This window comes from Gordonia rhizosphera NBRC 16068, from assembly GCF_000298195.1.
Lineage (GTDB): Bacteria > Actinomycetota > Actinomycetes > Mycobacteriales > Mycobacteriaceae > Gordonia > Gordonia rhizosphera.
This window is the reverse complement of sequence record NZ_BAHC01000064.1, coordinates 1-26,234: the sequence shown is the minus strand read 5'-3', so window position 1 is coordinate 26,234 and position 26,234 is coordinate 1. Positions and strand designations below refer to the sequence as shown.

The 26,234-nt window shown below is 68.4% G+C and carries 20 protein-coding genes and 2 pseudogenes; 9 read left to right on the top strand and 13 right to left on the bottom strand.

Annotated features, from left to right (window positions below):
• From GORHZ_RS07305 to GORHZ_RS07275, 7 genes are all read right to left on the bottom strand, one after another.
• Nucleotides 1–1,619, bottom strand: a 1,619-nt coding sequence (locus GORHZ_RS07305; protein ID WP_040530593.1) for an FtsX-like permease family protein, incomplete at its 3' end; no start/stop codon positions are given.
• Nucleotides 1,620–1,637: 18 nt separating this feature from the next.
• On the bottom strand, nucleotides 1,638–2,477 hold the full coding sequence (locus tag GORHZ_RS07300; RefSeq protein WP_006331604.1) for an ABC transporter ATP-binding protein: 840 nt from the start codon (nucleotides 2,475–2,477) through the stop codon (nucleotides 1,638–1,640).
• Between the two features lie 68 nt (nucleotides 2,478–2,545).
• Nucleotides 2,546–3,640, bottom strand: coding sequence for an esterase-like activity of phytase family protein (locus GORHZ_RS07295; RefSeq protein ID WP_006331603.1), 1,095 nt, complete (start codon nucleotides 3,638–3,640; stop codon nucleotides 2,546–2,548).
• Nucleotides 3,641–3,907: 267 nt separating this feature from the next.
• Entirely contained in the window at nucleotides 3,908–5,737 is a 1,830-nt protein-coding gene (locus GORHZ_RS07290; RefSeq protein ID WP_006331602.1) for a phosphoenolpyruvate carboxykinase (GTP), read from the bottom strand.
• Between the two features lie 210 nt (nucleotides 5,738–5,947).
• The gene (locus GORHZ_RS07285; RefSeq protein ID WP_051998794.1) at nucleotides 5,948–6,298 is read right to left on the bottom strand and encodes a DUF6802 family protein; all 351 of its coding nucleotides are present in this window, start codon (nucleotides 6,296–6,298) and stop codon (nucleotides 5,948–5,950) included.
• A 49-nt stretch (nucleotides 6,299–6,347) separates the two neighbouring features.
• Entirely contained in the window at nucleotides 6,348–7,847 is a 1,500-nt protein-coding gene (locus tag GORHZ_RS07280; RefSeq protein WP_006331600.1) for a GTPase domain-containing protein, read from the bottom strand.
• Nucleotides 7,847–8,740, bottom strand: coding sequence for a hypothetical protein (locus GORHZ_RS07275; RefSeq protein WP_006331599.1), 894 nt, complete (start codon nucleotides 8,738–8,740; stop codon nucleotides 7,847–7,849). The genes GORHZ_RS07280 and GORHZ_RS07275 overlap by 1 nt, the downstream gene beginning before the upstream one ends.
• A gap of 82 nt (nucleotides 8,741–8,822) precedes the next feature.
• Here GORHZ_RS07275 and trmB point away from each other — a divergent pair, with 82 nt between their 5' ends.
• The 4 genes from trmB (at nucleotide 8,823) to GORHZ_RS07255 (ending at nucleotide 14,805) form a co-directional block, all read left to right on the top strand.
• A complete protein-coding gene (trmB, locus tag GORHZ_RS07270; protein ID WP_006331598.1) occupies nucleotides 8,823–9,602 on the top strand; it encodes a tRNA (guanosine(46)-N7)-methyltransferase TrmB in 780 nt (259 codons plus the stop codon).
• A complete protein-coding gene (locus GORHZ_RS07265) occupies nucleotides 9,599–10,303 on the top strand; it encodes a PIN domain-containing protein (protein WP_006331597.1) in 705 nt (234 codons plus the stop codon). Before trmB ends, GORHZ_RS07265 begins: the two co-directional genes overlap by 4 nt.
• 97 nt (nucleotides 10,304–10,400) lie before the next feature.
• Nucleotides 10,401–13,316 carry an MMPL family transporter gene (locus GORHZ_RS07260; RefSeq protein WP_006331596.1) on the top strand — a complete coding sequence of 972 codons (2,916 nt, stop codon included), beginning with the start codon at nucleotides 10,401–10,403 and terminating at the stop codon, nucleotides 13,314–13,316.
• Nucleotides 13,317–13,449: 133 nt separating this feature from the next.
• Nucleotides 13,450–14,805 carry an MFS transporter gene (locus tag GORHZ_RS07255; protein WP_006331595.1) on the top strand — a complete coding sequence of 452 codons (1,356 nt, stop codon included), beginning with the start codon at nucleotides 13,450–13,452 and terminating at the stop codon, nucleotides 14,803–14,805.
• 57 nt (nucleotides 14,806–14,862) lie between these two features.
• Here GORHZ_RS07255 and GORHZ_RS07250 read toward each other — a convergent pair whose 3' ends face one another.
• Genes GORHZ_RS07250 through GORHZ_RS07240 form a run of 3 tightly spaced genes read right to left on the bottom strand, consistent with a single transcriptional unit; the run spans nucleotide 14,863 to nucleotide 17,972 of the window.
• Nucleotides 14,863–15,555: a response regulator gene (locus GORHZ_RS07250; protein ID WP_040530584.1), complete on the bottom strand. Its 693-nt coding sequence runs from the start codon at nucleotides 15,553–15,555 to the stop codon at nucleotides 14,863–14,865.
• Nucleotides 15,516–16,703: a MacS family sensor histidine kinase gene (gene macS / locus GORHZ_RS07245; protein ID WP_006331593.1), complete on the bottom strand. Its 1,188-nt coding sequence runs from the start codon at nucleotides 16,701–16,703 to the stop codon at nucleotides 15,516–15,518. Before macS ends, GORHZ_RS07250 begins: the two co-directional genes overlap by 40 nt.
• 6 nt (nucleotides 16,704–16,709) lie before the next feature.
• The gene (locus GORHZ_RS07240; protein ID WP_006331592.1) at nucleotides 16,710–17,972 is read right to left on the bottom strand and encodes an AI-2E family transporter; all 1,263 of its coding nucleotides are present in this window, start codon (nucleotides 17,970–17,972) and stop codon (nucleotides 16,710–16,712) included.
• 59 nt (nucleotides 17,973–18,031) lie between these two features.
• On the opposite strand from GORHZ_RS07240, the gene GORHZ_RS07235 reads away from it, so the two are divergent.
• Together GORHZ_RS07235 and GORHZ_RS07230 are read left to right on the top strand one after the other, a co-directional pair.
• The gene (locus GORHZ_RS07235; protein ID WP_051998793.1) at nucleotides 18,032–19,183 is read left to right on the top strand and encodes a lysylphosphatidylglycerol synthase transmembrane domain-containing protein; all 1,152 of its coding nucleotides are present in this window, start codon (nucleotides 18,032–18,034) and stop codon (nucleotides 19,181–19,183) included.
• A complete protein-coding gene (locus GORHZ_RS07230) occupies nucleotides 19,183–19,638 on the top strand; it encodes a DUF3054 domain-containing protein (protein WP_006331590.1) in 456 nt (151 codons plus the stop codon). Before GORHZ_RS07235 ends, GORHZ_RS07230 begins: the two co-directional genes overlap by 1 nt.
• 10 nt (nucleotides 19,639–19,648) lie before the next feature.
• Here GORHZ_RS07230 and GORHZ_RS07225 read toward each other — a convergent pair whose 3' ends face one another.
• Nucleotides 19,649–21,286 (bottom strand): NTF2-like N-terminal transpeptidase domain-containing protein, encoded by a 1,638-nt coding sequence (locus GORHZ_RS07225; RefSeq protein ID WP_006331589.1) that lies wholly within the window; start codon nucleotides 21,284–21,286, stop codon nucleotides 19,649–19,651.
• Nucleotides 21,287–21,436: 150 nt separating this feature from the next.
• Here GORHZ_RS07225 and GORHZ_RS07220 point away from each other — a divergent pair, with 150 nt between their 5' ends.
• The gene (locus GORHZ_RS07220) at nucleotides 21,437–22,183 is read left to right on the top strand and encodes a pirin family protein (protein ID WP_006331588.1); all 747 of its coding nucleotides are present in this window, start codon (nucleotides 21,437–21,439) and stop codon (nucleotides 22,181–22,183) included.
• A gap of 87 nt (nucleotides 22,184–22,270) precedes the next feature.
• Here GORHZ_RS07220 and GORHZ_RS07215 read toward each other — a convergent pair.
• Nucleotides 22,271–23,172 (bottom strand): annotated as a pseudogene (locus GORHZ_RS07215) (FAD-dependent oxidoreductase).
• Nucleotides 23,173–23,219: 47 nt separating this feature from the next.
• Between GORHZ_RS07215 and GORHZ_RS07210 the strand changes: the two are divergent.
• Both GORHZ_RS07210 and GORHZ_RS07205 read left to right on the top strand, forming a co-directional pair.
• A complete protein-coding gene (locus tag GORHZ_RS07210; protein ID WP_040530581.1) occupies nucleotides 23,220–25,229 on the top strand; it encodes a M13 family metallopeptidase in 2,010 nt (669 codons plus the stop codon).
• Nucleotides 25,230–25,234: 5 nt separating this feature from the next.
• A complete protein-coding gene (locus GORHZ_RS07205; protein WP_006331584.1) occupies nucleotides 25,235–25,780 on the top strand; it encodes a potassium channel family protein in 546 nt (181 codons plus the stop codon).
• 141 nt (nucleotides 25,781–25,921) lie between these two features.
• Here GORHZ_RS07205 and GORHZ_RS07200 read toward each other — a convergent pair.
• Nucleotides 25,922–26,234: pseudogene (locus GORHZ_RS07200) on the bottom strand (alcohol dehydrogenase); the annotation flags it as partial.

Here is a 26,234-nt window from a genome sequence, read left to right as displayed (position 1 = left end):
AGATTGTTGGTCCCGGCGACGATGAAATCGGCGGTCAGGCCCTTGTCCACCATCTCGTTGACGGTGCCCTTGAACGAGGTCCCCAGCGTGCCGATCACCGCCACCAGCAGCAGACCCAGCGTCAGGGCGAACGCCGTGGCCGAGGTGCGCCGCGGATTGCGGACCGCGTTGGTACGGGCCAACCGGCCGATCTTGCCGAACGGGGCGCCGATCACCGATCCCAGCGCACCGACCACGGGCCGTGACATCGCGGGACCGGCCAGCACCACGGCCGCGATGGCCATGGCGGCACCGGCACCGACGGCGATCGCCGGTCCGACTCCGACTCCCGTGGCGCCGATGATGATCACCACCAGCGCGGCCACGCCGAGGAGGACGCCGACGACGGTACGCATCCGGAGCGATGCGGCGGTCCCCTCGGCCATGCCGGCCCGCATGGCCTCCACCGGCGGCACCTTCGAGGCGCGCACGGCCGGTACCCAGGCGCTGATCATGGTGACCACGACGCCGACGAACAGGGCCGCGGTGATCGCCGGGACGCCGATCTGCAGCGGAGCGTCGGGCAGTCCCGACATCGCTGTCGTCAAGGCCTGCAGGCCGGCCGCGAGCCCGATGCCGATACCGAGGCCGACGATGCCGCCGATCAATCCGACCACGAAGGCCTCGAACAGAACCGAGCGCGACACCTGCTTGCGGCTGGCGCCGACGGCCCGCAGCAGTGCGAGTTCCCGGTTCCGCTGCGCGACGATCATCGAGAAGGTGTTGTAGATGATGAAAGTACCGACGATGAGTCCGACCGCCGCGAACGCCAACAGGATGGCGGTGAAGATCGTCAGGAACTCGTTGACGCTGTCCTTCTGATCCTGACGCACCTGATCCCCGGTCCGCACCTCGTAGGTGTTGGCGGGCAGGGCGTTCTCGACGCGCTGTTTGAGTTCGTCGGGTGTCACGCCGTCGACCGCGGACATGTCGACCTGCGCGGCGTGGTCACCGTCGGAGAACAACTGGCTCGCCGTCGTCTTGTCGAACTGGACGTTGACGTAACCGCCGGTGGACCCGGGCAGTTCGATCAGGCCGACAACGGTGACCTCGCGCGGCTGCGCCGATCCCTGGCCGAGGACGACCTTCGTCGTCGACCCGACCTCGAGACCGGCCTCCTTGGCCGCCGACGAGTTCAGCACGATCTCGTCGGGGGCGGTGGGCGCCCGTCCACCCGGCAGCAGCGGCTCGGCGCCCGGGTCGAGCGACTGGTCGGGGGGGATGTAGGCGGTGCCGACACTGGGTGCCCCGCCGGTCTGCAACGCCTTCCCGTCGCTGTTGGCGATGGTCACCAGCCCGGTGTAGTTCTGCACGATCCGGTCGATGCCGAGTTCCTGCTTCTGGGCGGTGAGCTCGTCGACCACCGACTGCGGCACGCCCGGGGACTGCGAGTTCTTCGGCGTGATCTCCACCGCGACACCGGGGGCGGCGTTGTCGAAGATGTCGTTGAAGGCCTTGGAGACGGTCGATGTGAACACGATCGACCCGGCCACGAAGCAGGTCCCGAGCACGATCGAGAAGACGGTCAGGAACAGGCGGAGCTTGTGCGCCCGCAGGTTTCGCAACGAAACCCGGCGCATCACCGAGGAGGCCATGTGTCAGCCGACCTGCTCGGATTCGCCGTCGGCGGCGGGGGTGGCCGGCTCCGGGGAGCCCGCCTCGGCGGTCGCCGGCCCGTTGTCGAGGTTCTTCATCACTTCGAAGACGTCGTCGGCCGACGGGCTGGTCAGTTCGCGCACGATCTTCCCGTCGGCGAGGAACACCACCCGGTCCGCGTATGAGGCCGCCCGGGGATCGTGCGTCACGATCACCACCGTCTGGCCGAACTCGTCGGTGGCCGCACGCAGGATGTCGAGCACCTCACCCGACGACCGCGAGTCGAGGTTGCCGGTCGGCTCGTCGCCGAAGATGATCTCCGGCTTGTCGACGAGAGCACGGGCACACGCCACACGCTGTTGCTGACCGCCGGACAGTTCGCTGGGCAGGTGGTCGAGACGATCGGCAATGCCCAGTCGCCCCACCACCGCGTCGAACCACTCCTTGTCGATGTCGCGGCCGGCGATGTCGACGGGCAGGGTGATGTTCTCGGCCGCGCTGAGCGTGGGCACGAGGTTGAACGACTGGAACACGAATCCGATGCGGTCGCGCCGCAGCATGGTCATCGCCTTGTCGGACAGACCGGTCAGCTCCACGTCGCCGATCCTCACCCGCCCGCTGGTCGCGACATCCAGTCCGGCCAGGCAGTGCATCAGGGTCGACTTGCCCGACCCCGAGGGACCCATGATGGCGGTGAACTGCCCGGCCGGGAAGTCGATGGTGATACCGCGCAGGGCCTCGACGGTGGTATCGCCGGAGCCGTAGACCTTCGTCAGGTCCTCGGCACCGGCCGCGATCTTGCGTGTTTGCAGAGCGGGGCTATCGGTGTGCGCCGTTGTCATGGCTCCACGATGCCAAATCCTCGCCAGCTTGGACATCGGGTATCACCCTGAGATGACCCCGAGGCGGGTCAGCCCTTCGGGAACTGCACCTCGAGCGAGTGGATCCGGGTCGGTCCGGCGAACACGTCGTTGGTGACGACGAACAGGGTCCGGGCCCGATACTTCTGACCCCGAGGACCCGGGATCCAGTTGCCCCAGGCCAATCCGGACATGTTGCCGGCCGTCAGTTCCTGGAGCGGCGCGGTGGAGAAGATGGGCTTCTTGGGCATCACCTTCTCGGTACCGGCGAGCTTCTTCTTACCCGACACCGCCTGCGCACCCCGGGTGGTCGTCCAGTAGATCCGCGTCACACGACCCTTGCCCCGCTCGAGCACCAGGAAATCGGTGTTGTTGACCGACAACACATCCGCGGCGACCTTGTCGCGGTCGGTGCGGTACACGTACTCCGACGTCCCGCGGCCCGCCCAGGTGATCAGGCGAGCCGACGTGCGCGGGTCCTGTTTGAGCCCGCCGGCCGTGATCGCGCTGATCCGATTGCCCGGGCCGACCGCGACACCGGTCAGCCCGAGCTGTCCGTTGAGCCCGGTCTTCGACGTCACCCGATACGCGCTCGGCAGGGGGAGGTCCCGAAGATAACTGCCGTTGCGGCCGAGGACGCGGACGAACTGATGCGCACCGCCACTGGCCACCACGTAGTCGTCGCCGACGGCACGGATCCCCTCGAACTGCGCAGCACCGGGCAGCATCGGCAGGTTCCCCGGGCCCAGGATCGTGCCGCCGCCGGCGACCGCCGGTCCTGCGAGCATCGACGAACCGGTTTCGATGTTCGACGACCCGAACCCGACGAAGGGCGAGCCGCTGTCGGCGGCCGGACCGCCGGCGAAACCCGTCCCCGAGTTGTACGGAATGGTCGCGGTGTAGAAGCGCGCCGGACCGAGCCTGCCGACATCGGTGGACACCAGGACGTACTGACCGTTGCCCGTCCGGTCGATGCCCGAGATGGCACCGAAGGTGGGGATCAGACGGCCGATCGTCGTGGAGTCGGTGTAGAACGAGACCACGGTCTTCGGTGCCGGGGCCGCATCGGCAGCCCCCACCGTCGTTCCGGAAAGACCCACGGCACCGGCGGTTACGAGCACCGCCCCCCACAAGCGAAGTCTCATGGGTGGTCACCCTACCCGATCTCTCCCGCCCCGTTCGCGTCGAAAGCCCAGCTCCCCCTCGCCGAGGGAACCCAGGATGCCCCCGACGGCGCCCCGAATTTCGCCGAGGGAACCCCCTTTCGCGCCGAGAGAACCCGAAATTCGCCGAGGGAACCCAGGGATAGCGCGAGAGAACCCAACCCGATCAACGGGCTGGGTTCTCTCGGCGAATTTTCGGGTTCTCTCGGCCTCCGTGGTGCCGGTTGGGCGGTCGGGTTCCGGTGGGCCCTAGCTGAGTCGCTGCTTGAGGTGGTCGAGTTCGTCGCGCAGCGGGCTGGGCAGCCTGTCGCCGACGAAGTCGAACAGCTCCTCGATCAGCGGGAGCTCCTGACGCCATTCGTCGGGGTTCATCGCCAGCGCGGCGGCGACGTCTTCGGCCGGAACGTCGTCCAGACCCTCGAGATTGATCTCCTCGGGCTTCGCGACGATTCCGATCGGGGTGGACAGTCCCTCGTTGCGTCCCTCGATCCGGCCGACGATCCACTCGAGCACGCGGCTGTTCTCGCCGAAGCCCGGCCACAGGAAACGGCCGTCGTCGCCGCGGCGGAACCAGTTGACGTAGAACACCTTCGGCAGCTTCTGCGCGTCGGCATTCTTGCCCAGGTCGATCCAGTGCGCGAAGTAGTCGCCGACGTGGTAGCCGAGGAACGGCAGCATTGCCATCGGATCGCGGCGGACGGTGCCCACCTTGCCCTCGGCGGCCGCGGTCTGCTCGGAACCCACGGTGGCACCCATGAACACACCGTGCTGCCAGTCACGAGCCTCGGTGACCAGCGGGACGGTCGTCTTGCGGCGTCCGCCGAACAGGATCGCCGAGATCGGCACACCCTGCGGGTCGTCCCACTCCGGGGCCAGCGACGGGCACTGCGAGATCGGGGTGCAATAGCGCGAGTTCGGGTGCGCGGCCTTCTGGTCGGAGTCCGGGGTCCAGTCGTTGCCCGTCCAATCGGTGAGATGCGCCGGCTTCTCCCCGCCGATGCCCTCCCACCAGATGTCGCCGTCGTCGGTGAGCGCAACATTGGTGTACAGCGTGTTGCCGGCCTCGATGGTCCGCATCGCGTTCGGGTTCGAGTCATCGCTGGTGCCGGGCGCGACGCCGAAGAAGCCGAACTCGGGGTTGATGGCATAGAGGCGGCCGTCGTCACCGAATCGCATCCAGGCGATGTCGTCGCCCACGGTCTCGGCGGTCCACCCCGGGATGGTTGGCTGGATCATCGCGAGGTTGGTCTTGCCGCAGGCACTCGGGAACGCCGCCGCGACGTAGTGGACCTTCTTCTCCGGGCTGGTGAGCTTGAGGATCAGCATGTGCTCGGCGAGCCAGCCCTCGTCGCGGGCCAGCACCGAGGCGATACGTAGCGCGTAGCACTTCTTGCCGAGCAGGGCGTTACCGCCGTAGCCGGAACCGAAGGACCAGATCTCGCGGTCCTCGGGGAAGTGGGTGATGTACTTCTCCGTATTGCACGGCCACGGCACGTCGGCCTGCCCGGCCTCGAGCGGTGCGCCCACCGAGTGCAGTGCTTTGACGAAGAAGCCGTCGTCGCCGAGCAGGTCGAGGACCTCCGGGCCGACGCGGGTCATGATCTTCATGGACAGGACGACGTACTCGGAGTCGGTGATCTCCACACCGAGTTTCGGATCGTCGGAACCGAGCGGGCCCATGCAGAACGGGATGACGAACATCGTGCGACCGCGCATACATCCGCGGTACAGCTCGGTCATGGTGGCGCGCATCTCGGCCGGATCGACCCAGTTGTTCGTCGGGCCCGCGTCTTCTTCGGTCTTCGAGCAGATGAAGGTGCGTGACTCGACGCGGGCGACGTCGGCGGGGTCGGAGTTGGCGAGGAAGGAGTTGGGCTTCTTGTCCTCGTTGAGCTTGACCAGGGTGCCTGCCTCCACCAGCTGCGTGGTGAGGCGATCCCACTCCTCGTCACTGCCGTCGGACCACACGACACGTTCCGGCTGGGTCAACTCTGCGATCTCGGCCACCCAGGCCAGCAGCCCGGCGTGTTTCGTGGGGGCGGTGTTGGGGTCCAGTCCAGGAATCGTGGCTGAAGTCATGTGGGATTCTCCTCCGAGGTGACGGCACGGTGCAGAACGCCGTCGGCGATGTCGTCGTGATCTAAGGATACGTTCAGCGAGCGGCCGCTCGGTACCGGGTTTGCCCAGATGCGGCCTATCCCACATTTCCCGGCTTGGCAACCGACGTTCCTGGTGTTTTCGCCCCAGCCCACCACCGTTAAGTGAGGCAAACCACACTGTGGTGTGTCACTAGCCCAGCCGGCCCGAATCGGTCGGCACCCAGATTCCGCTGTCCGGATCGAGTGCCCGGGAGGAGAACACTCCCTGTGTGTCGACGTTGGTGATCTTGTCGACCTGACCGTCGCGGTCGGAATCGGTGTAGACGGTGATCCCGTCGGGCCCGTTGCGGGTCAGTGAGTCGCTCACGCCGTCGTCGTCGGTGTCGAGTTCGGCCGGTCCCAGATCCCACACCCGCCCGTCGGCGTGCATCCACAGGTGGTTCCCGGGGTCGTCGAGATCGTCGCCGGGCATCACTTGGGCGACATCGTGGACCGCGCCGTCCGGATCGTCGGCGAACGACTCGTCACCGAGGAATGACATGTCCACTGTGTTCTCCCCTCATCGTTCTCCCCTCATCACGCACACCACACTAGGACGCACCGGCCTCTCGATCGGTTCCCGCCAAGTCCGCCGACAGTCCGGCCAGGTCGCGGTGCAACGTCCGGATCCGACGCAGACGGGTCTGCTGGTCCTGCGTGGGGCCGGCACGAGTCGCCCGCAGCGCTTCGTCGATCTCGGCGACCTCGGCCCCGAGCTGGCGGGCACGGCGATCGTAGTGGCGATTGACCTGGCTGATCAGACGCGGCTCGGCGCCGGACAGACGCATCCCGGCCCGGTGTTCGAGACGATTCCGGTGCCCGCTGATCGCGTCGGTGCTCCAGGCGCGTATCTCCGACCGGAGTGCGGCGGTACGGCGCACCCGGATCACCCAGGCCGCGACCGCGACACCGAGGATCAGCGTCAGCGGCATGCTCACCCACTGCAGGGTCTGGACTCCGGCCATGGGCGCGACGATCAGCCGGCCCACGCCGAGTCCGGTCGAGGCGCCGATGAGAACGAGGATGGCGTCCTCGCCACCGCGTCTTCCGGACGGGACCGGCCGGGTGGGGGTCGGGTCGGGCGCGTGAGGGTCCGGGTCGTCAGGGTCGGCCGCGCCCGCGTCGATCCCGAGCATGGTGGCGGCCCGCACCTCGACGATGCGTTCGTCCGTGGCACGGTCCACCTGGTCGCCGAACACACCCATCTCGCCGCTCAGCCAGTTCGCGTAGTCATCGGCGGTGCCGGCGGTGACCGTCCGGCAGCGGGTGGTGGCCGCCGCCGCCAGGGCGCGGGTCCCGGCGGCGACCTCGGCGAGGGTTTCACCGCGGGCGCGGGTCAGACCGGCGCGGGCCGACGCCAGACGGTCGGCACGACCGCGGTCCCGGGACTCCACCAGCCTGCGGCGGCGCGCGGTGAGCTGCTGCACCCTCGATTCCGTCGCGGCGGGGCCGGTCTGTGCGGTCAGCTCGGCCTCGGCGTGTTCGACGGCACCGAGCGCGGCGGCGACCTGCGCGCGGGCGCTGCGCAGTTCGTCGGGTGCTCCGAGGTGCTCGGTGATCCACGCGAGCAGTGCCGGGATGCCGGAGTCGTCGACGGCACCGGCGAGCGCTGCCGTCGAGGACACCGCGAACACCGGTAGCCGGTGGTGGGGGTCGAGCAGGGCGCGGTGGTCCCGCAGGATGCGCGGCCACTCCCAGAACGCGTCGATCTTGGTGCAGACCAGCGCGACGATCCCGAAGCGCACCCGCAATTGTTCGACGGCCCGTTTCTCCTCCTCCGCCACCGACGAGGTCGGGTCCACCACCAACAGGGCGATACCCACGGTCGGGTCGTCGGTTTGCGGGCCCCAACACCCCTTGCGCACGACGACCGTGGCGTCGATGGCGCGGCAGGCCTCGATGAGCGTCGTCACGCCGGTTCCGCCGATCCCGTGGACGGAGACCGTTGCGCCGCGGCCGTCGAGTGCGGCGGCGTCGAACCCGGTGAGCCCACGGACCTGCGAGACCAGCTCGCGACATGCGATGTCCGTCGGCGTCGACGCGCGCGTCATCACACGCCCCCTGCGCGCAGCAGATGCTCGATCGTCTCCCGGTCGTGGCCGCGCGCGGCGGTCAGTTCCAGCGCAGCACGCAATTCGGCCAGCCGCCAGAACCGGACGCGTTCGACGCGCCCGCGGATCGGCGGGACGAGGCGGTCGAGCCGGCTGAGTTCGTGGAGCGCACGATTGAGCGCCCCGGCGCTCCCGCCCGCCGGGCCGCCCGCGGCGATCAGCCGCAGCGCGGTGGCGATCCCGAACCGGTCGATCCGCCGCAGGAGTCCGGTCCGCAGCGCGCGCTCGTCCCCTCCGGACGGCTCCGATCCGGGCCGGTCGGGGCCCTCGGCGAGGGTTCCGGTGAGGAATCGGCCGGTCATCGGGGGCATCTTTGCACCCGCCGCAGCGAGACGGCGCAGGTAGACGAACTCTTCGTCGGCGAGATCACTGCAGGCCAGCAGTGGGGATACCGCCGGCACCTCGACGCCGAGGCTGCGCGCGCAGTCGGCGGCCACGGCCGCGGCCACCGAGGGTTCGCCGTGCGTGTCGGCCTTCCCGAGCACCACGATCGTGCGGTCGGCCGGCAACGACGACAGCAGGTCGTGATCGGCTCGGCGCGGCGGGCCGCCCAGCAGGTGGATCCACAGGTCGGCGTCCGCGGCCGGTCCGGTGGACTCGCCGGGTCCGATGGCGCTCACCGCCAGGCGCTCACGCATCGCGCGAGCCAGGGTGTCGCGGCCAGTTCCGGGCCGTCCGCAGATCTCGACGTGCAGCGGTCGGGCGTAGCGGCGGCCGGCGGCCTCGAGGTCGGCGCGCGCCGCCGACGTGGGGGCGACGAGGTCGCCGAGGCGCCCCGCCTCCGCCATCCGGGCCAACACGCCGGTGGACTCGATCGTCGCGGCGTCCCCCATGCCAGGCAATCTAGCGTCCCGCCCGCCGCCACGCCCGCCTGACCGGCGGAAAACGGGTGTCGACTGTCCCCGACGACGCCCGATGCGCAACGATGGTCGGGTGAGCGAGAGCCTCGATCAGACGCGCGCGTACCCGCGTGTGACCAGTTTCCGGTTCCGTCGGGGCACCCTGACGCCCGGTCAGCAGCGCAACTGGGACACACTGTGGCCACGGCTCGGCCTCGACCTGTTGACCGGTTCCGAACCCACGTCCCACCCGACGCTCGACCTTCCGGACCTGTTCGGTCGGGTAGCACCGGTGATCCTCGAGATCGGCAGCGGGACCGGCATCTCCACGGTCGCGATGGCGGCGGCCGAACCCGAGGTGGACGTCCTCGCCGTGGAGGTCTACCGGCCAGGTCTCGCCCAGCTCGTCGGGCTCGTCGACCGCAACGGGCTCACCAACGTCCGGATGGTCCGTGGCGACGCCATGGTGGTACTGACCGAGCTGCTGCGGCCGGAGAGCCTGACCGGGATTCGGGTCTTCTTTCCCGATCCGTGGCCGAAATCACGCCACCACAAACGACGGTTGCTGCAGAGTGGCACCATCGAGCTGATGGCCGACCGGCTGCGCCCGGGCGGCGTGCTGCACATCGCGACCGACCATGCCGACTACGCGGAGTGGATCGCCGAGCGTCTTGCCACCCAGCGCGCCGATCGTCCACACGTGATCCCGTTGACGCGGGAGGCGCCGTTCCTTCTGGAACGGCCGACCACGAAGTTTGAGGGCCGCGCCGAACGCGAGGGCCGCGACGTCAACGAGTTCGTCTACGTGCGACCCGTCCCGCCGGCACCACCGCAGACCGAAGGGGTCACCTCATGACCGACGACACCGCCACCCAAACCCCTTCCACCGCAGATGATCCCGGTCGCAGGTTCGCCGAGACCATCTCCGGTGCGAGCGGGGCGCGGCGGGTGCTGCTGGTCTGGGACGCCCCGAACATGGACATGGGGCTCGGCGCCATCCTCGGCGGCCGCCCGACCGCGGCGTACCGGCCGCGGTTCGACGCGCTCGGCCGCTGGCTGCTGCAGCGCACCGCGGACGTCTCGCGGGCCGCGGGCCCCGACGCGCGGGTCGAACCCGAGGCGACCGTGTTCACCAACATCGCCCCCGGCAGCGCCGACGTGGTGCGGCCGTGGGTGGATGCCCTCCGCAACGTCGGCTACGCGGTGTTCGCCAAGCCGAAACTGTCCGAGGACAGCGATGTCGACGCCGACATGCTCGACCACATCGAACTTCGCAGGCACACTGTGGGACTAGCTGGGCTCATCGTCGCCTCGGCCGACGGGCAGGCGTTCCGGGAGCCGCTGCTCGAGGTGGTCGGCGACGGGACGCCGGTCACGGTGATCGGGTTCCGTGAGCACGTCAGCTGGGCCCTGACCACCGAGGAATTGGAGTTCGTCGACCTGGAGGACATACCGGGCGTGTTTCGGGAGCCGCTGCCGCGCATCGGTCTCGACTCCCTGCCCGACGAGGGGGCCTGGCTCACACCGTTCCGGCCTCTGCAGGCCCTGCTGCACTGAACTCCGGTACCGTCCCCGAGCGGTCCCACCGCCTCAGCCATCACTCAGGACCGGCTGAGAGAATCAACCGTCGTCGACCCCCAGGAAGGAAACAGGCGTGTTCGGAGCCATCGGCACATTCGTCTATCGAATGCGCTTCGCGGTCATCGCGGTGCTCATCGCGTTGATGGCCGGTCTGGGCCTCTACGGGTTGGACCTCGGGAAGCATCTCAGCCAGAGCGGGTGGTTCGACCCGACGTCGGAGTCGGTGAAGGGGTCGAAGGTCGCCGACATCGCGCTCGGCCGCGACCACCGCTCGGACGTGATCCTGCTGATCACCCCGCCCGAGGGCACCACCGTCGACGACGCGGAGTTCGGCGCGAAGGTGGAGAACTTCGTCGACGAGCTGATCGCCGAGCATCCCGACATCGTCAACCGCGAGGATCCGGGCGTCATCGACCCGTTCTACCTGCGGGATCAGACGCAGACAGCCAAGGCGGCCCAGGAGACGATCCGGGCGCGGACGTTCACTTCCGACGGTCGCCACGCGTTCATCAGCATCGGCGTCACCGGTGACGACGACACGACGGTGCTGGCCAACTACAAGACGATCGAGCCGTTCTTCGACGACATCGCGCAGCGCTTCAACCTCGAGGGCACGAACTTCGAGCTCGCCGGACTGCAACCGGTGGCCGGCAGTATGGCCGACGGGATGGACGAGGACATCCGCCGGGCCGAGCTCATCGCGCTGCCCGTCGTCGCGGTGATGCTGTTCTTCGTCTTCGGCGGCGTGGTTGCCGCGTTCCTGCCGGTCTTGATCGGTGGTCTGACGATCGCCGGGTCGCTGGGCATCATGAAGTTCCTCGCCCAGGTCACCGAGCTGAACATCTTCGCCCAGTCGGTCGTCACGTTGATCGGCCTGGGCATCGCCATCGACTACGGCCTGTTCATCGTGAGCCGATTCCGCGAGGAACTGGCCGAGGGTTATTCGACGAAGGCCGCGGTCCGAAGAACCGTGATGACGGCCGGGCAGACCGTCGTGTTCTCCGCGACCATCATCGTCGCCGCCCTGGCGTGTCTGCTGATCATGCCGCAGGGTTTCCTGAAATCGGTCGCCTACGGCGCGATCGCGTCGGTGTCGCTCGCCGCCGTCCTGTCGATCACCGTGCTGCCGGCCATCCTGTCGATCCTCGGGCGACGGATCGACGCCCTGAGCCTGCCGTTCCTGCGCCGCACCAAGACCCGCGAGGAGATCGAGAGCGGGTTCTGGGGTCGGCTGGCCGGCTGGGTGATGCGCCATCCGGTCGCCACCGCGGTACCCACCGTGCTGCTGCTGCTCGTCCTGACCATCCCGTTCGGCGGGATCAAGTTCGGCGGTATCAGCGAGGCCTATCTGCCGCCGGACAACCCCAACCGGGTCGCCCAGGAGCACTTCGACGAGTACTTCCCGACCGAACGCACCGAAGAGATCAAACTCGTCATCGCCTATGACCCCAACGACAACGACAGCGGCGAGAAGATCACCCAGATCGCCGACGCGGCCAACGCGATCCCCGGCTTCACCAAGCAGTTCAGCCCGTCGTCCGACGGCGGCGCGCTGACCGGGCAGTACGGCGACAACGGACCGCAGATCCTGCAGATGTCGGCGGGCCTGATCGACCGCACCACCGCCGGTGAGGCGATCAAGGAACTGCGCGCCATCGACACCCAGGGTCTGACGATGTGGGTGGCCGGCACACCGGCGCTGACCCAGGACTCGATCGATGCCCTACTGTCACGGCTACCGCTGATGGCGGTGCTGCTCGTGCTGGTGACCGGTTTCCTGATGTTCCTGGCATTCGGTTCGCTCGTGCTGCCCATCAAGGCGGCGCTGATGTCGGCGTTGGGGCTCGGCGCCACGCTGGGCATCCTGACCTGGATCTTCGTCGACGGCCACGGCGCGTCGATCGCCAATTTCACCCCCGGCCCGCTGTTCGCGGCGGTGCTGGTGCTGATCATCGCGATCGTGTTCGGCCTGTCCACCGACTACGAGATCTTCCTGCTGTCGCGGATGGTGGAGGCGCGGCAGAAGGGTGCGAGCACCACCGAGGCGGTGCGGGTCGGGACCGCGCACACCGGTCGGATCATCACCGCGGCAGCAGCGATCCTGGTGGTGGTCACCGGCGCCTTCGGGCTGTCGGAGATCGTGATGATGAAGTACATCGCCTACGGCATGATCGCCGCGCTCATCCTGGACGCCACCATCATCCGGATGCTGCTCGTGCCGTCGGTCATGAAGCTGCTCGGCGACGACTGCTGGTGGGCTCCCCGCTGGATGCGGGTCATGCAGCAGAAGATCGGGCTCGGTGAGACGGTCCTCGACGACGAGCCCGACGAGCTGCGCGACGGTGCCGCCGCGCGGAGCCGGTCGGCGGGCACCGTCGTCGCGGAGGCACCGACGTCGCGGATGGCCGCAGCACCCCGGACCGCAGCCGGTCCGGCCACCCTCAGTGGCCGTGCCGTACCGCGCGCGCAACGGTCCCGCGGCCCGGCCGCGGTTGCTGAGCGCCCTGCACCTGGACCGACACCGACACCTGGACCGGCACCGGCACCAGCACCGGCGCGCAACGCCACACCGCCCGGGCCGCCGCCCGCGCGGGTCGCGCCACCCGCACCCGGTCCACGGTCTCGCCGTGCCAAGTCCGACAGTCCCGACACCGGAGGATGGCGTCTGGGCGCGGGCGGCATCCACCTGGCGGGCACCGAGGCGTCCGGGCCGGCTCCCGACAATTCGAATCTGGGACGACGGCCCGCCCTCGACACCACCGGCAAGCGCCCACTGGCGGCGTCGATCGCACCGGAGGCACAGCGTGCGGCCCCGGCTCCGGCCCCGACGTCGCGTCCGACCGGATCGAACGGCGAGAACCGACCGGCACCCGACGACCGGCCCGACGGCCCGCGCCGTTCGGACCGGCACGCCCGCTCCGACGAGGACGGCGGCGGCTCGCAGATCAGCGTCCAGGACCTGCTGCGCCGCAGCCGCTCGGAGAGCTGACACACGCCGTTTATCAATAGCGCGGCCCCGGCTATCAAAGGTGCCCTTGGTCAGGACTGGCCAATGCCCTGATGTGATCGGATACACAGCCACGCAGGATTGTCTCCCAGAACACCCACTACGGAGGCAGCCCATGACCGCACCCACAACCTGGACCAGCGCGCAGCACAAACGCAGCGTGCTCTGGATCGTGACCCTTGCCGCCATCGCCATCGTGTTCGATGGCTACGACCTGGTCGTGTACGGAACGGTCCTACCGACCCTGCTCGACGACCCGACCCAACTCGGACAGCTGAGCCCCGGCACCGCCGGCGCCCTCGGCTCCTACGCGCTCATCGGCATGATGATCGGCGCATTCATCGCCGGCACCTTCGGTGACCGGGTCGGGCGTCGCCGGATGATGCTGATGAACATCGTCTGGTTCTCGGTCGGAATGGGCGCCACCGCACTCGCCCACAACGTCGTCACCTTCGGTGCCCTGCGCTGCCTGACCGGCGTCGGCATCGGCGGGCTCGTCGCGACCGTCGGCGCGTTGGTGGCCGAGTTCGCGCCGACCTCGAAGCGCAACCTGTTCAACGCCATCGTCTACAGCGGCGTCCCGTTCGGTGGTGTCATCGCCGCGGTCCTCGCGCTGCTGTTCGCCGACCACCTCGGCTGGCGCGGACTGTTCTGGATCGGCGCGCTCCCGCTGGTCACCCTGTTGCCGCTGGCCCTGCTCAAGATGCCCGAGTCCCCGCAGTGGCTGGTCTCCCGCGGCCGCATCGACGAGGCCCGCGCCATCGGCATCAACACCGGCATCCCTGTCGATCTCGACCCGCGTCCCGCCGGCACCGTCGAGCCGGTGACCGAGCGGGTGGGCTTCGCCGCCCTCGCCTCGCGACGATTCGCCCTCCCGACCCTGCTCCTGGGCCTGATGAGCTTCGCCGGACTGCTGCTCACCTACGGCCTGAACACCTGGCTGCCGCAGATCATGAAGTCGGCAGGGTTCAACGCCAAGGGTTCGCTGTCGTTCCTGCTGGTCCTCAACGGTGGCGCAATCGTGGGCGGGCTCATCGCGGCACGGCTCGCGGATCGCCGCGGCCCGCAGCGCATCGTCGCAACGTCGTTCTGCCTGGCCACCTTCGCGCTGGTCGGTCTGACTCTCGGGTTCTCGCTGCCGGTGCTACTCGCCGCGGTCGCGGTCGCCGGGACCGGGACGATCGGTACACAGGTGCTGATCTACGGCTACGTGTCGAACTACTACCCGACCTCGGCACGTGCGGCGGGTGTGGCATGGTGCGCCGGATTCGGCCGGTTGGGCGGCATCGTCGGACCGATGATCGGCGGTCTGCTCATCGGCGCGGGCGTCTCGTCGAACACCGCGTTCTACATCTTCGCCGGCATCGCGCTCGCCGGTGCGGGGGCCACGATGTTCGTGCCGCAACAGCACCGGGCATCGGTCCACGCGGCCGATCGGGTTCCGGCCGGGAAGCTGGCCACGGCCGAATAGCACGCCAGACCGGCGAGAAGCACCCCGCGCACAAGCGTGGGGTGCTTTTCGCTGGTCTTACTCGTCGAGACCGTGCTCGATCGCGTAGCGGGTCAATTCGACCCGGTTGCCGAGCTGAAGCTTGCGTAACGTCGCCTGTACATGGTTCTCCACGGTGCGATGACTCAACGACAGGCGACTGGCGATCTGCTTGGCGCTCAAGCCTTTTGCGACGTACCGGAGTACCTCTGTCTCCCGCGCGGTCAACGACGGCCCGCCGCGGTCCGGGTCCGGTGTCGACGACATCCGCCGGAACTCGCCCAACACCAGCCCGGCCAGCCCGGGTGTGAAGACCGCCTGCCCGGCGGCGGTCGCCCGGACCGCCGCGATCAGCTCCGTCTTCGACGCGCTCTTCACCAGATAGCCGCTCGCTCCGGCCTTCACCGCGCCCAGCACGTCGTCACGCTCGTCGGATGCCGAGAGCACCAGCACCCGGCTCGACGGCGAGGAGGCCAGCACCGCCGCGGTCGCCTCGGCGCCGTTGCCGTCGGGCAGCTGCATGTCCATGAGCACCACGTCGGGGATCACCGCGGCGGCCCGGCGGCCCGCACTGCCGACCCCGTCGGCGGTCGCGACGACGTCGAACCCCTCCTCCTCGAGGTCACGAGCCACCCCGTCGCGCCACATCGGGTGATCGTCGACGACCATCACCCGCAGCCTGCCGTGCTCGGTCACGGTTCCTCCCGCTCCACCGGAATCGTCAACTCCCATTCTGTGCCCAGCCCGTGTCCGGATTCGAGGACTGCGGTTCCGCCGAGCGCCTCTATCCGGCCGATGATCGACTTCGAGATCCCCATCCGCCCCTGCCGCTGCGCCTCCGCCACGCGACCCTCGGCGATCCCCACCCCGTCGTCGCGGATACTGATCACCAGATGATCGGCCAGGTCCTCGAGCAGCACGAAGGCCCGCGCATCCGCCCCGGCATGGCGTTCGGTGTTGTCGATCACGTTGCCGACGACCAACCGGATCTGCTCGGCGACAACCGGATCGACGAGGACCTGAGCCGCGGGAGCGCTGACCGACACCCGCCCCGTGGCGAAACCCCGTAGCAGCCCACCGAGATCCGTGGACGCCGCATCCACGGCGATGTCGGTCGCCGAACCGGAGATCAGTCGCCGCAGCGTCCGCTCCTGCTCGCTCGCCATCTCGGCGAGTTCGGCTGTCGGGCGGCCGATCTCGCGACCGCGACGGGAGATCAGCGCCAGCACCTGCAGCACACCGTCGTGCACCTCGCGGGACAGCCGTTCGCGCTCCTCGGCGGCCGCGGCGATCCCCGCCGCGGTGACGAGTACCTCGTGGGCCCGGCGGGCGATGACCGCGGCCAGCCCGACGGCCATCCCGGTGGCGACCACGATGATGATGGTGGCGTTGCGCCCGAAGTTCAGATCGATGGCGCCCTTGACGAACACACTCGTGCCGCCGACGACCAGGCCGGCGACGATGCCCCAGATCGGGCCGCCCAACAGCGCCACCGAGATGACCGCGTTGACCGCCCACAGCGTCGTCGGCCAGGTCTGATTGTTCATCGCCCACGTCGTCGTGGCCACATAGGATGTCGAGGCCATCATCGCGCAGGCGACGACCACTTCGGCGACCACCCAGTACACGTTGCGGCCGAAGCCGACATAGTAGGCGATCCCGCATGCCGCGGTCGCGGCCGACAGCAGACCGAACAGCACCCAGGCCACCTCACCGTGTGCGAGGTCGTCGTTGACCGCGATCTGGAAGCCCAGCGCGTAGAGATAGGACACCAGGCGGAAGAGTTGCGCGCCACGCCAGAGCGGACCGGCCGGATCGGTGTCGACGGCCCTGGTCAGGGCGGCCGCCCGGCTTGTCCGCGCCGCGGATCGCTGGGTCATCGCCGTTCAGTCATTGTCGCGGGGTTGCCGGCCGGGGGCCGGATCGGGCGGTGCGTCCTCGTCCTCACCCGCCACCGCCTCGTCGACCGCATCGAAACGATCCCACCGCGGCTCGTCGGGCTCGGCCACATACATCGCCTCGTGGGCGCCGAGCGCGGCGCGCCGCGCGGTGCCGTTGAGGTGGCGGATGGCCGTGTTGGCGAACGCGATCATCGGGACCGCCAGCAGACCGCCGACGATGCCGGCCGCGACGATGCCCGCCGCGATGCCGAGCACCACCGCGACAGGATGCAGCCGCACCGACCTTCCGAGCAGGAACGGCTGCAGCACATGGCTCTCCAGCTGCATCACGCCGACGACGATGCCGAGCGCGATGACGGCGGCGATCCAACCCTGGGTGACCAACGCAACCAGCACGGCAAGGGTGCCCGTCGCCAGCGCACCGACGATCGGCACGAACGCACCGAGAAACACCAGCGAGGCCAGCGGCAACGCCAGTGGTACCCGCAGGATGGCGAGGCCGATCCCGATACCGACGGCGTCGACGAAGGCCACCGCGACGGTCGCCCGGACGTAGCCGACCAGGGTGCCGAACCCGGCGTTCCCGGCGGCCCGGACCCGGCCGCGCGTCCCGCGCGGTATGAGCTTGGTGACGAAGGTCCAGATCTGTCCACCGCCGTAAAGAAAGAAGATGAGGACGAAGACGGACAGCAGCGCACCGGCGATGATCTCGGTGGCCGTCGTCGCGGTGGCCACCGCGCCGCTGGTGAGTTTGTCCTGATTGTGCTGCAGGAAGTTGGTGATGTCGGTGCCGATGCTGCCCACCTGGGCGTCGTTGATCTGGAACGGGCCCCGGACCAGCCACTCCCGGCTGCGGTCGACGGTCACGGTGATCTGTTTGGTGAGATCCGGGAAGCCGTCGATGAACTCCTGCACGACGAAGGTGAGCACGGTCGCCAACAACCCCAACGCGACCACGAGCACGATCAGCACAGCCAGTGATCGCGGCAGACCACGGCGATCGAGGAAATCCACCACCGGCACCAGCATCGCGGCGCCCAGCACGGCCAGCGCCACCGGTACCAGCACCTGCTCGAACTGCCGGAACAGCAGGAGCCCGACATAAGCCCCGGCGGCGATCACCAGCAACCGCCAGGCCCATTCGGCGGTCGCACGCACCAGTGGGTGCACCTTCTCGCGGTCCATCGCAGCCCGGTCGACGGGCCCTCGGTCGTCCCCCGATCGGACAGCGGTCTCGGCATCCGTCACGGTGGCCAGCCTATCCGTGTGTATCCGATGTCAAGCCACCTGTGGATATGGTGTGGGCTATGTACTCGGAGGGGTCGCGCGGGGGGCGGGCGACCACCAGACCCCGCTTCTGGTGGCTTCGCTGGGTACTCCTCGCTTTCGTGATGGTCGTCCTCGCCGTCGAGGTGGTCCTGATCGCGCCGAGCCTGGAGGAGGCCTGGCAACGCATCGGCGACCTCGACTGGGTGTGGATCGTCGCCAGCATCATTGCCGTGTTCCTGTCGATGGACAGCTTCGCTCAGGTACAGCGCGCCCTGCTGCGGTCGGCGGGGGTCGGGGTGTCCCAGTGGCAGTCGCTGTCGGTGATTCTCGCGGCGAACTCGGTCAGTCAGACGATGCCGGGCGGTCCGGTGATCGCCCCGGCCTTCGTCTACCGGGAGACCCGCAAGTGGGGGGCGACGCCGGTGGTCGCCTCGTGGCAGGTCGTGATGTCGGGTCTGCTCGCGGGTGTGGGCCTGGCGGTCCTGGGGTTCGGCGGCGCCCTGCTCGCCGGTGCCAAGACCAGTCCGTTCTCGGTCATCTTCTCGATCGTCGGTCTGCTGGCCGTAGCGGTCGTGTTCCAGTACCTCGCCAGCCACCCGGAATCCCTGCAGAGCACCCTCTTCCGGGTGCTGGAGTGGTGGAACCAGTTCCGCAACAAGCCCCGCGGCCAGGGCCGCGACCGGGTGCTGGAGACCCTCGAACAGTTGCGCGCCGTACAGCTGACCCAGCGCGAACTCGCCGTGTCGTTCGGATGGAGCCTTTTCAACTGGGTCGCCGACGTCGCCTGTCTGGCCTTCGCGTGCTGGGCGGTCGGCGCCCACCCGAGCATCGCCGGCCTCATGGTCGCCTACGCCGCCGGGAAGGCTGTCGGGACCGCGATCCCGCTGCTGCCGGGCGGCATCGGCGTGGTGGATGCCGTCCTGGTACCCGCCCTGACCAGCGCGGGTATGCCCGCAGCCGACGCGATCACCGCCGTGCTGGTGTACCGCTTGATCAGCTACGTGCTGATCGCGGCGATCGGTTGGGTGGTCGTTCTACTCAGGTTCCGCAACCGCATCAGGACCGGCGACACCCTCGAGGAGGAGATCGAGCACGACATCGAGTACGGCGAACTCGCCGAACCCGAGCGCGCCAACGACCCGGACGAGGGTGGCGAAGATGCACGCAGGCCCGACGACCCGCTACCGTGATGGCCATGTCGAGGACCCGACCCGTCGCCGCGGACGACGCACCGACCTCGCGTGCGGTGCTACCGGTGCCGGTGACCGCCCTGATCGATGTCGTGGCGGTGACCGTGTTCGTGTTGATCGGTCGTTCCAGTCACGACGAAGGATTCGCGATCATCGGGGTCCTGCAGACCCTGTGGCCGTTCCTCGTGGGAGCCGCGGCCGGCTGGTCGATCGCCTACGTGTACTCCCATGTCCGGTCCAGCGACTGGTTCGGGCACGACTTCCGTCCCGAGGGCATCGCACCGGCCGGTCTGATGATCTGGTTCTGCACCGTCACGGTGGGGATGATCCTGCGTTATCTCCTGCACCAGGGTGTCGCGGTCAGCTTCGTCATCGTCGCGAGCGTGGTCCTCGCGCTGTTCCTGTTGGGGTGGCGTGGGGTGGCCGCGTTCGTCTCCCGGCGGCGGGCCGCCTGATCTCTTCCGGTCACTTGATGCGGAAGTACTTCTGGGCGACCTGCAGCGCCGCGGTCCCCGACCGCTCACCCTCGCAGTAGATGACGATGACCTTGCCGCCCTGCACGCCCACGAACCAGCCGGGTCCCTGCGGGCCGTTGGTGCCGACCAGCGCGCGCAGTCCGGGAGCCCCGGTCAGGTCGCTGGCATCACCGGTCGCCGCGGTGACCGACATCGCCTTGAGGATCGGCTGCACAAGTCCAGCCGGCAGTTGACCGAGATCACCGTCGGACACCGTGGTCGGCACACCCTTGACCACGTAGGGCGCCACCGAGGACAGCTGTCCCTTCGAGCTGCGCGCCAGCGCCACGCCGAGCGCACCCATGTTCATCATCGATGCGTTGACGTCACCGGAGCGGAAGTCGACGGTGGCGACACCGGGCTGACCGTCCGTCGGTGTGCTCGCACCGGCGACGGTGAACTGCACGCCGAGCCCGAGGCGATCGATCAGGTCGCCACGCGCCTGCCCGTCGGTGGCGGCCTTGTCGATGGCCGACAGCACCGGATCGAGTGAGCTGCCGACCCGATACACGCCGTCGACGTTGATGCCACGGTCCACGGCGTAACTGTTGCGGGCCATGCCCAGGATCGCGCCGCTCGACGCGTCGAGCGCCAGGATCGTCGCAGGCTGCCCGACCTCGACCGCAGCGTCACCGAGGGTGAGCTGCAGGTTCTGATCGATCGTCGTGTTGACGTTCGGCCCGGGCGGCCCCTGTTCGCCGGCGAGTTTGCGTGGCTTGAGACCCGGGCCGACGAGCTGCACCTGCCAGCCGGCGGTGGCATCCAGGATCGCCTGCCAGTAGTTGGTGAGCCCGTCCTCGAGCGGTGAGGAGAGGCGACGATCCTTCATCAGCAGCATGCTGGACTTGTGGACGCTGACGCCGGGCACCTTCCCGGGGTCCGACTCCAGCACGGTCATGTCGGGATCACGCAAGATCACCGCGGTGATCGGCTTGCCGGGGTTCGCTGTCAGCTGCTTGGAGATGACGTCTGCGGTGATCAGCGGAGCGATCGGGGCGAGGGTCCGTGCGAGGGCGCGAACCGAGGCAGTGAGGTTCGTCGTCCGCGCCGGGTCGAGAACGATCTCGTTGACCGGCTGCTGGTACATGAAGGTCTTGCCGGATGTGCTCAGCACCTTCGGGGCGGGCGTGGCATCGGTGCGGATCTCCCGCAGCGAGCCCCCGGTCGGCATGTTCGGATAGATGACCGACGGCTCCCAGGTGATCTTCCACCCCGTCGACAGGTGACGCGCGGTGCCCGAACTCGTTGTCTCGAACTCCCGGTCCTCGGCCCAGTGCCAGGTGGTCTTCAGCGAGAAGGAGGCCGTTCCGTCGCTGTACTCGACGGGGTTCACCACCGACATGTCGACCTTCTCGGCATGCATCCCCTCGAGGGTCTGCTGCAGTGCCGCACCGGCCTGGCCGGGTGCGGTGGTGAACTTTGCCGCCGCACCCGCGTCCTGCTGATCGATCGCCGCGGCGAAGCTCTGGATTGCGGAGGCAGCACTGCCACCATCCGCGCCGCTGCCGCAGGCGTTCAGCGCGAGAAGAGCGCTGCATGCGGCCAGCGCGCAGGCCAGCTTCGGCGCACGCTTCACCCAGATCTTCATAGCCTCAATTTTCACTCCTGTAACACCGGATTTCGACGGCGTCAGCTTCCATTCGGGGATCCGAGAGATCACGATAGAGTCTCGGGGCTGTTGGGGTGTGACCGGCGTCATCGATGGCGAACCTCCCCCGGGATCAATCCATAATGAGTTATGGGCTTTCGAGTGATCCCGGCCGGAGACCGCCCGGTCACGACGACCGACTGGCTTACCTCCCGCCACAGTTTCTCCTTCGGCGATCACTACGACCCATCCAACACCCATCACGGGGTCCTATTGGTAAATAACGATGATGTGGTCGCACCGTTACAGGGCTTTGACCCTCATCCGCATCGCGAGTCCGAAATCGTCACCTGGGTCACGTCCGGCTCACTGGTACACCAGGATTCGGCCGGGCATTCCGGGATCGTGTATCCCGGACTGGCGCAACGGATGAGCGCGGGCACCGGGGTGGAACACTCCGAACGCAACGACACCTGGCCGCACCGCCCGCAGGCCGGCGGCCAACCGGTCCGGTTCGTGCAGATGTGGGTCATGCCCGACGAGCTCGGACTCGCCCCGTCCTACAGCCAGCTCGACATCGGTGACGAGCTGATCGACGGCCGGCTGGTGGCGGTGGCCTCGGGTGATCCGGCGCTGGATTCGGCGATCCGGATAGCGAACCGCACCACGACGCTGTACGCGGCGCGGATTGGGGGCGGCTCGTCGATCCGTCTGCCCTCGGCCCGTCACACCCATGTGTTCGTCACCCGCGGCGCGGTGACCCTGGCCGATGCGGCGCTGACGGAGGGGGATGCCGTGCGCGGCGCGGATCTGGGTGGCGAACAGCTGACCGCGACGGTCGACGCCGAGGTGCTGATCTGGGCGATGGACCGTGACCTGCGCGATCTCATGTCGTGATCTGCCGCCGCTCCCCGTCGACCGTGCACGCCACGTCGATCGTGCACACCACCCCGTCGATCGTGCACGGTTTCACGTCCACCGTGCTCAGCACACCTGTTCCAGAAGCCGCAGCCACACCTCGCTGACCGTCGGATACGACGGCACCGCATGCCACAGCCGCTCGAGGGGCACCTCACCGACGATGGCGACCGTCGCCGCATGCACCAGTTCGGCGGTGTCGGCGCCGACGAATGTCGCACCGACGACGACCCCGCGCGCTGCGTCGATCACCAGCTTGGCGTGCCCGGAATAATCCGGACTCACCAGGTACGACCCGGCCACTGAGATCGAGGTCTCGGCCACCACGACATCGAGCCCGTCGTCGCGGGCCGGGCCAACCCGGTCGTCGAGGGCCGCCGTCCGGCCGCGACCAGGACCTCATCGACAGCCACCTCGTCGGCGCGTACGCGGTCGGTGATCGTCACCCGCGCCGGGCCGCCGTGCAGGTGGCCGTATCCGGTGTCAGCGGGCTCGGGCCGGTCGACCGCGGCGATCTGCGCGCCGAACCGGATGACGGCGCCACGGCCGGTCAGACCCGCCGCGACCCGCTCCCCGACGACGACCTCCCGCTCCCCGACGATGCGTCCGTGCCCGCGGATCACCTCGATCCCGGCTCCCGCGGCCCACCGGACCTGTGACGAATCGTCACGGCCGTGGGTGACGGTATCGCGCCACCGCAGCACCGCCGAGGCGTCGGGCGTGGTGCCGTCGAGCCGTTCCGACGCACCGGGGAGCCCGGCCGCGCCCGCGAGCGCGGCGCCCGGACCGAGCAGCGCCTTGCTCGGCATGCACGCCCAATACGAGCACTCACCGCCGAGCAGTTCGTGCTCGACGACCGCCGCGGTGCGGTCACTGCCGCGGACGGCGTAGTCGGCGGCATTCTCGCCGGCCGGGCCGCCGCCGATCACGACGACGTCGTAGGTGTCGGGCTCGTGAGTGGTGGTCATGACTCCAAACCCAGAGCGCATCGCGACCGCTCGCTGACGGATCACCGATGCGATGTCAGGATGGACGGGTGACCGCTTCGCAGACTGACACCACGCAGGTATCCGGCATCGATCTCGGCTGGATGGACGACGACGTCCGTGTCCAGGACGATCTGTACACGCACGTGAACGGCAAGTGGTTGGCCAGTCACGTGATCCCCGAGGACCGTTCGGTCGACGGGTCCTTCCACGTCCTGCGCGACCGCGCCGAGGAGAACGTGCGCGACATCATCACCGCGTGCTCGGAGTCGACGCCGGAGAGCGGCACCGACGCGCAGAAGATCGGTGACCTCTACGCCTCGTTCATGGACACCGACCACATCGACGCGCTCGGTCTCGGACCCATCCGCGGCGAACTCGACAAGATCGCGGCGGTGTCGTCGGTGGGAGAGCTGAGCCATCGCATCGGGCGGTTGCAGCGTCACGGTGTCGGTGGGCTCTTCGGGTTCTACGTCGACACCGACGCCAAACAGTCCGACCGGTATCTCGTCCATCTCGGGCAGTCCGGACTCGGCCTGCCCGATGAGTCGTACTACCGCGACGACAAGCACGCCGAGACCCGCGACGCCTATCGCGCCCACGTGGCTCGCATGTTCGCGCTGGCAGGTTTCGACGACGCCGAGGACCGGGCCGCGACGATCCTGGATCTCGAGACGGCACTCGCCTCGTATCACTGGGACGTGGTCCGCCGCCGCGACGCGGAACTGACCTACAACCTGATGACCTTCGACGACCTCACCGCGGCCGCCGACGGTTTCGACATCGACACCTGGCTGGGCGGGCTGGGTACGACGGGCGACACGACCTTCGCCGAGGTCGTCGTCGGCCAGCCGTCCTTCGTCACCGGCGCCGCCGGGTTGATCGCGTCGCGCCCGCTGGAGGACTGGAAGACCTGGCTGACGTGGCGGCTGCTGCGGTCGGCGGCTCCGTATCTGTCGGCGGAGTTCGTCGACGAGAACTTCGACTTCTACGGCCGCACCCTCACCGGCGCCGAGACCAACCGCGACCGCTGGAAACGCGGTGTCGGCTTCGTCGAGAACGCGATGGGGTTCGCGGTCGGGAAGCTGTATGTGGACAAGCATTTCCCGCCCGAGGCGAAGGCGCGGATGGACGAGCTGATCGAGAATCTCGTCACCGCCTACCGCCGTAACATCTCCGAACTGGAGTGGATGACGCCCGCCACCCGCGAGAAGGCGCTGGCCAAGCTGGCCAAGTTCACCCCGAAGATCGGCTACCCCGCCAAGTGGCGCGACTACGGCACGCTCGTCGTCGACCGCGGCGATCTGATCGGCAACGTCGCACGCGCATCGTCGTTCGAGCATGACCGCGAGTTCGGCAAGATCGGCGGGCCGGTGGACCGTGACGAGTGGTTCATGACACCACAGACTGTGAACGCCTACTACAACCCCGGCATGAACGAGATCGTCTTCCCCGCCGCGATCCTGCAACCACCGTTCTTCGACCCGCAGGCCGACGACGCCGCGAACTACGGCGGTATCGGCGCCGTCATCGGCCACGAGATCGGGCACGGCTTCGACGATCAGGGCGCCAAATACGACGGCGACGGCAATCTGATCGACTGGTGGACCGACGACGACCGAGCGGAGTTCGCGACGCGGACCCGCAAGCTGATCGAGCAGTACGGCGAGTTCACTCCGGAGGGACTGGACCCGAAGTACAAGGTCAACGGCGAGTTCACCATCGGCGAGAACATCGGCGACCTGGGTGGGCTGTCCATCGCACTGGTCGCCTACCGGTTGGCCACCGAGGGCACGACACCACCCACGATCGACGGTCTGACCGGCGCTCAGCGGGTGTTCTTCAGCTGGGCGCAGATCTGGCGGACCAAGACCCGCGACGCGGAGGCCATCCGCCGGCTGTCGATCGACCCGCATTCCCCGCCGGAGTTCCGGTGCAACGGGGTCATCCGCAACATCGACGCCTTCTACGACGCGTTTGATGTCGAGCCGGGAGATGCGCTCTACCTGGACAAAGCCGAACGCGTCCGGATCTGGTAGTCGCGGTGCCGAACCAGGAGGGGGGACTCGGCGAGGCGCAGAGACGCTTCACCAACGGAGATGTCGCCCGACGCGATGTCGTGAAGGCCATCCTGCGGCCCGTCGGGGCCGCTGCGATCCTGCTGACCGGCTACTTCCTGCTGCCGATCAGCAAGGACAGCAGTGTGAACGTGGTCGGCCTGGCCATCGGCGCACTGCTGCTGGCGGCCTTCGTCGCCTGGGAGATCCGTCACTTCATGCGATCGCCTTACCCGGTCGCCACCGCCATCGAGATGCTCGTGGCCGTGGCCGCCATCTACATCATCTCGTTCGCGACGGCGTACTACCTGTTCTCGGAGTACGGGAACAGAGAATTCAATGCGCATCTCACGCGGGTGGACGCACTGTATTTCTGCCTGACCGTTTTCACCACGACGGGTTTCGGGGACATCACCGCAACGTCTCAGGTGGCACGGATCGCGGTGTCGATTCAAATGGTGAGCACCCTCGTACTCCTGGGCCTCGGCCTACGGTTCCTCAACCTGCTGGTGAACGCGCGCGTCCAGCGGTAGGTCGGCCAGTCAGCCCTCGAACCCGACCGCACCTTTCCGCTGGTCGAGTAGCCGACCAACCTTTCCGCTGGTCGAGTAGCCGACGAGCGCAGCGAGGAGGCGTATCGAGACCACTCCCCGCTGCGCTCGCTCAACGCTCGATCAGTAGTCGTCGTCGGTGTAGACGACCATGCCGCGGATGTTGCGGCCTTCCAGCATGTCGTCGTAGGCCTCGTTGATCTGGTCCAGACGATACGTCTGGGTGGTCAGGTCGCCCAGGTTGAGCTTTCCGGCACGGTACTCGTTGAGCAGATTCGGGATCTGCGTCCGCGGGCTCGCGCCGCCGAAGATGGCTCCCTGCACGCGCTTCTGCAGCAGCGTGAGCTCGAAGAGGTTCATCTGCGCGTCCATCGACGCGAAGTTGCCCATGCCGGTCACGATGACCTGCCCGCCCTTGCCGGTGAGACTCAGCGCC